The organism is Streptomyces sp. 8L (assembly GCF_020176795.1).
GTDB lineage: Bacteria > Actinomycetota > Actinomycetes > Streptomycetales > Streptomycetaceae > Streptomyces.
Genome location: NZ_JAIUKE010000642.1, coordinates 1 through 5,274 on the forward strand (window position 1 = coordinate 1; position 5,274 = coordinate 5,274).

Consider the following 5,274-nt stretch of genomic DNA (forward strand, 5'->3'; position numbering starts at 1 on the left):
TCGCCCGTCCGTTACCTCGTCCGGCCCCGCCTTACTCGCCCCCGGCCCGTCCTCCTCGTGTGGGGTTCCGGGGCGGCGCGAGCGGCCCGGCACCGACGCCGCGCCGAGGCCGGCGAACATCAGCGCGCAGCCGCACCAGGCGAGCGGTGTGAGGTGTTCACGCAGCACGAGCGCTCCCAGCAGGGCCGCCGCGAGTGGCTCCGCGAGGCTGAGCGTGCCCACCACGCCCGCCCCGACATGGCGCAGTCCCAGGGAGAACAGCCAGTACGCGAGGGCCGTCGCGACGACACCCAGCCAGAGCAGCAGCCCCGCGCTCGACGCGTGGCCGAGCCCCGGCAGGTCCGCCGCCATCCACGGCAGCAGCGGCAGCGCGCCCACCGTGAGGGCGACGGCCGAGACGGTCGGCGGGTGGACGGCGGGCGCGGTCTCCACCAGCCGTTTGGCGAGCACGGTGTACAGCGCGTAGCACACCCCGGCGACCACGCCGCACAGCACGCCCACCCCGTCAACTCCGCCGCCTCCGCCTCCGCTTGACCCTCTCAGCAGGACGCAGCCGAGCACCGCGCCCGCGGTGCTCGCGGCCCAGGAGGCTCCGAGGCGTTCACCGACGAGCAGCCGCGCCGCGAGCCCGGTGGCGGCGGGCGCGGTGCCGAGCGCGACGACGGTGGCGAGTGCGGCGCCCGTCCGTGCCACCGAGAAGAGGAACGTCACCTGGTAGAGGCCGGTCGCGAGGGCGCAGCCGAGCAGCGGAAGGCGGATGGGGCGGCCCATGAGCGAGCGCAGCGTGCCGGGGTCCCGCCCGGCGACGAGCCACAGCACGGCCCCTCCGACGAGGAGGCGCCACCCGCCGAGTGCGGCGGCGCCCAAAGGCGCGCCGGCCAGCACCTGCGCGGGTCCGACGGTGCCCCACAGCACGGCGGCACCCAGCACTCCGGCGGCGCCCGTCCTGGCTCCGTTGTTTCGCACGCTCATGGGCCCGGAGCGTAGGACGGTATACGCATCAGCCGCTTGACTGCCGAAGCATGTATGGGAGAGAGCGATTATCGCCGGACGCCGTACATCCGTATCGGGACATACGGGCTCGACGGAGGCGGGATGTGCGGCGCCGGACGGAACGCGCCGTGTCCGGCACTCCCGTACGCGCCGGGCCGTGTGGCGCGCCGCGGGCCGGCGGTACTCTGGACCGCGGGACTGGACCGTCAGGTCCAGCGAGGCGCGGCACCGCGTGGGAGGACCGATCCGATGACAGCCGCTCTGACGGCGAAGGGCCGGGCGACCCGCGCCCGGATCGTGGAGTCCGCAGCGCTGGTGCTGCGCGAAGTGGGGCCCGTCGCGACGCTCGACGACATCAGGGAGCGCTCCGGCACCAGCAAGAGCCAGCTGTTCCACTACTTCCCCGAGGGCAAGGACCAGCTTCTGCTGGCCGTCGCGCAGTACGAGGCGGACCGCGTCCTCAGCGACCAGCAGCCGTATCTGAGCTGCCTGGACACGTGGAAGGCCTGGGGTCTGTGGCGGGACGCCGTCGTGGCACGGTACGAGGCGCAGGGCGACACCTGCCCGCTCGGCACCCTGTTCCAGCAGGTCGGCCGGTCGACACCGGGCGCCCGCGCGATCGTCGCGGAGCTGCTGCGCTCCTGGCAGGAACATCTCGCGGCGGGCATCAGGGCCCTGCGCGACGCCGGACTGCTGCCCGCCTCCTACGATGTCGACGGCGCGGCGGCGTCGCTCCTCGCGGGTATCCAGGGCGGTGTGTCGATCATGCTGGCGACCGGCCGGGCGGACCATCTGAAAGCGGCTGTGGACTGGAGCATCACGCAGATGCGCGAGGCCGCCGTCCCCGTGCGCTGAGGGCGCGCGCCAAGGCCGTCGTCAGGGCCATCGACACACGTCACCGCGATCGGCACAGCGCCGCCGTCCCCGTGCGCTGAGGGCGCGCGAGCCGTGCGCCGGGGATGCGGGACGGCGGTGGCGCGCGGGGCGGGGACGGCGGTGGCCGGCGGGTCAGTGGGCGATGCGCCGCGACCGCTTGTCGTCCAGGGCCGACGGCACGAACATCCGGTCACTGGGGTTCAGATCGGTGCCGGGCGGCACGATCGCGTCGATCCGGTCGAGCACGTCGTCGCCGAGCACCACGTCCGCGCCCGACAGGAGACCGTCGAGGTGCTCCGGCGTACGCGGTCCGATCAGGACGGACGTGACGGCGGGATGGGCCCGTACGAACGCGGTGGCCAGGTGCGGCATCGGAAGGCCCGCCTCGTCGGCGACCCGCGCCAGCGCCGCCACGGCCTCGGCCTTCGCCCGGTTGCCGGGGTCCGACTGGTCGAACAGCTGCGCTCCGATGCCCGCGTTGCGGTGTCCCGCCAGCGGGTCGGCGCGCCCCGAGAGCCAGCCGGAGCCGAGCGGCCCGAACGTCAGGACGCCCATGCGGTGGCGCCGCGCGGTGGGCAGGACGTCGTTCTCGATACCGCGCAGCAGGATGTTGTACTGCGGCTGTTCGGACCGGAACCTGTGGTGTCTCCCGCGCTCGGCGGCCCACTGCGTCTCCACGATCTGTTCCGCGTGCAGGAGCGAGCCGCCGAAGGCGCGCACCTTGCCGGCGCCGACGAGGTCGGAGAGCGCGGACAGCGTCTCGTCGAGTTCCGTGACCGGGTCCCAGCGGTGCATCTGGTAGAGGTCGATGTAGTCCGTGCCCAGCCGGCGCAGGCTCCCCTCGACCGCGCGCATGATCCACTTGCGGGACCCGCCGCGCTGGTTGGCGTCAGGTCCCATCGGCATCGAGAACTTCGTCGCGAGGACGACGTCGTCGCGGCGGCCCTTGAGTGCCTTGCCGACGATGGTCTCGCTCTCGCCGTCGGAGTAGACGTCCGCCGTGTCGATGAAGTTGACGCCCGCGTCCATCGCGGTGTGGATGATGCGCACCGACTCGTCGTGGTCGGGGTTGCCCATCGCGCCGAGCATCATCGTCCCCAGGGCGAACTCGCTCACGGACATGCCCGTACCGCCGAGGATTCTGCGTTCCATATGCCCTCTTCCGCCGTTTCGTTCTCCGCCGACCAGCTAAACACCGCGGAAGGGGGGTCGCAGCGCACGAGGCAGGTACCGCGAGAACCCCTCGGACCGGGCATCGCGCCGGGAAGCGGGAATACGCTGGGCCCATGAGGGAGGCCGACCACGAGGCGAACACGGAGCTCAGGGAGTTCCTCCGCACCCGGCGGGCCCGGGTCTCACCCCGCGAGGCGGGGCTGTCCGCCGACGCGTGGCAGGGGCCGCGCCGGGTGCAGGGGCTGCGGCGCGAGGAGGTCGCCCGGCTGGCCGGGGTGAGTGTGGACTACTACATCCGCCTGGAGCGCGGACGCGGCGCGAACGTCTCGGACGCGGTGCTTGAGGCGCTCGCCAGGGCGCTGCGGCTGGACGGCACCGAGCGCGCGCACCTGTTCACGCTCGCGGGTCCCGCGCACCGGCGCCGGCGGGCCCCCGAGGCGTGGACGGTGCAGCGGGTGCGGCCCGGGCTGCTGCGGGTCCTCGGCACGCTCGACACCACCCCGGCGCTGGTGCTCGGCCGCCGCTACGACGTCCTCGCGAGCAACGCCCTCGCCCGCGCGCTCTACACCGACTTCGAGGCGCTGCCCGTACGGGAACGGAACATGGTGCGCTTCCTCTTCCTCGACGCCGCCGCGCGGACGCTGTACGCCGACTGGCCCGCCGCCGCCCGCAGCACCGTCGCCGGTCTGCGGCTGTACGCGGGACGCCACCCCGACGATCCGCTCCTCGCGGACCTCGTCACCGAACTGTCCGAGCGGGACGCGGACTTCGGCCGGTGGTGGGCCGATCACGACGTGTCGGAGCGCGGGCACGGCGTGAAGCACTACCGGCACCCGGTGGCCGGCGAGCTGGTGCTCGGCTACGAGACGCTGGCACCGACCACCGACCCCGATCAGATCCTGGGGATGCACACCGCGGAGCCCGGCTCGCCCGCCGAGGCGGCGCTCCGCCGGCTGGCGGCCCCGGCCGGCTCCTGATCTCTCCCTCCCGGCTTCCCGGGGATGGCGTGCGCACCCTTCTCCGGGTGGCGTGCGCACCGCCTCTGGGTGGCGTGCGCACCGCCCGGGGCGCGGGGCCACCGGCCGGGCGGGCGGGACCACCCGCCGCCCGCCCGTACCGCGTCAGTCGCCGCAGAGTTCCGCGAAGCGGTGTGCGTCGATGTTGCCGCCCGAGATGATCACGCCCACGCGGCGGGCACCCTGGACCCGCCCGGCGAGCACCGCGGCGAGGCCGGTGGCACCGCTGGGCTCGACGACCGTCTTCAGCCGCTCGAAGGCCAGCCGCATGGCGCCGCGGATCTCGTCCTCCGAGACGAGGGCGATCCCGTCCACGAGGCGCTTGTTGATCGAGAACGTCAGCTCGCCCGGCGTCTCCGCGGCCTGGCCGTCCGCGATGGTCCGCGGCACCGGGATCGTGACGCGGGAGCCCGCCTCCAGGGAGCGCTTCGTGTCGTCACCGGCCTCGGGCTCGACGCCGATCACGCGGATCGCGGGGTCGAGCGCCTTGGCCGCGGTCGAGGCGCCGGCGAGCAGCCCGCCGCCGCCGACCGGCACGACCAGCGTGTCCAGCCCCGCGACCTCCTCCATCAGCTCCAGCGCCGCGGTTCCCTGGCCCGCGATGACGTCCGGGTGTTCGTACGGCGGGATGAGGGCCAGGCCGCGCTCCGCGGCCATCGCCTCGCCGAGCGCGACGCGGTCACCGGTGTAGCGGTCGTACGTGAGGACCTCGGCGCCGTAGCCCGCCGTGGCCTCCCGCTTGGAGCGCGGGGTGTCCTCCGGCATGAGGATCACGGCCGTGCTGCCGAGTTCGCTCGCGGCGAGGGCGACGGCCTGCGCGTGGTTGCCGGAGGAGTACGCGGCGATGCCCGCGGCCAGCTGCCCGGGCGACAGCCGGGAGGCGGCGTTGTACGCGCCCCGGAACTTGAAGGCCCCGATCCGCTGGAGGTTCTCGCACTTCAGGTACACCTCGGCGCCCACCAGCTCATCGAGGGTCCGCGACCGCAGGACGGGCGTGCGGTGCGCGACGCCCTTGATCCGCTCGGCGGCGTCACGTACGTCGGTGAAGGTGACCGGCGGGGTGTTCGTCATGGGGCCCCTCCAGGGCGGCGGGACGGCCGGCATCGGCCGTACGGGTTACCGAACGGTGCGAACGTATCCCATGGGGTCCCTCGCGCGGCCAGCGGGTTTTCGACGACCTCCGCCCGGCCGCGCTCGGCGCCTGGGAGGGCGGGAC

Annotated in this window: 5 protein-coding genes; 2 read left to right on the top strand and 3 right to left on the bottom strand. The window is 74.0% G+C overall.

What is annotated here, in order from left to right:
* Positions 1-972, bottom strand: a 972-nt coding sequence (locus LCE31_RS36300) for a DMT family transporter (protein ID WP_225022173.1), incomplete at its 3' end; no start/stop codon positions are given.
* A 270-nt stretch (positions 973-1,242) separates the two neighbouring features.
* Between LCE31_RS36300 and LCE31_RS36305 the strand changes: the two genes are divergently transcribed.
* Positions 1,243-1,848 carry a TetR/AcrR family transcriptional regulator gene (locus LCE31_RS36305; RefSeq protein WP_225022175.1) on the top strand — a complete coding sequence of 202 codons (606 nt, stop codon included), beginning with the start codon at positions 1,243-1,245 and terminating at the stop codon, positions 1,846-1,848.
* Between the two features lie 153 nt (positions 1,849-2,001).
* Here the strand turns inward: LCE31_RS36305 and LCE31_RS36310 are convergent, their stop codons facing one another.
* Positions 2,002-3,021, bottom strand: a complete 1,020-nt coding sequence (locus tag LCE31_RS36310) for an aldo/keto reductase (protein WP_225022177.1) — start codon at positions 3,019-3,021, stop codon at positions 2,002-2,004.
* A gap of 134 nt (positions 3,022-3,155) precedes the next feature.
* Here LCE31_RS36310 and LCE31_RS36315 point away from each other — a divergent pair, with 134 nt between their 5' ends.
* Positions 3,156-4,019, top strand: coding sequence for a helix-turn-helix domain-containing protein (locus LCE31_RS36315; RefSeq protein ID WP_225022179.1), 864 nt, complete (start codon positions 3,156-3,158; stop codon positions 4,017-4,019).
* Positions 4,020-4,163: 144 nt separating this feature from the next.
* Here the strand turns inward: LCE31_RS36315 and LCE31_RS36320 are convergent, their stop codons facing one another.
* Positions 4,164-5,129, bottom strand: a complete 966-nt coding sequence (locus LCE31_RS36320) for a pyridoxal-phosphate dependent enzyme (protein ID WP_225022180.1) — start codon at positions 5,127-5,129, stop codon at positions 4,164-4,166.
* Positions 5,130-5,274: the final 145 nt, after the last annotated feature.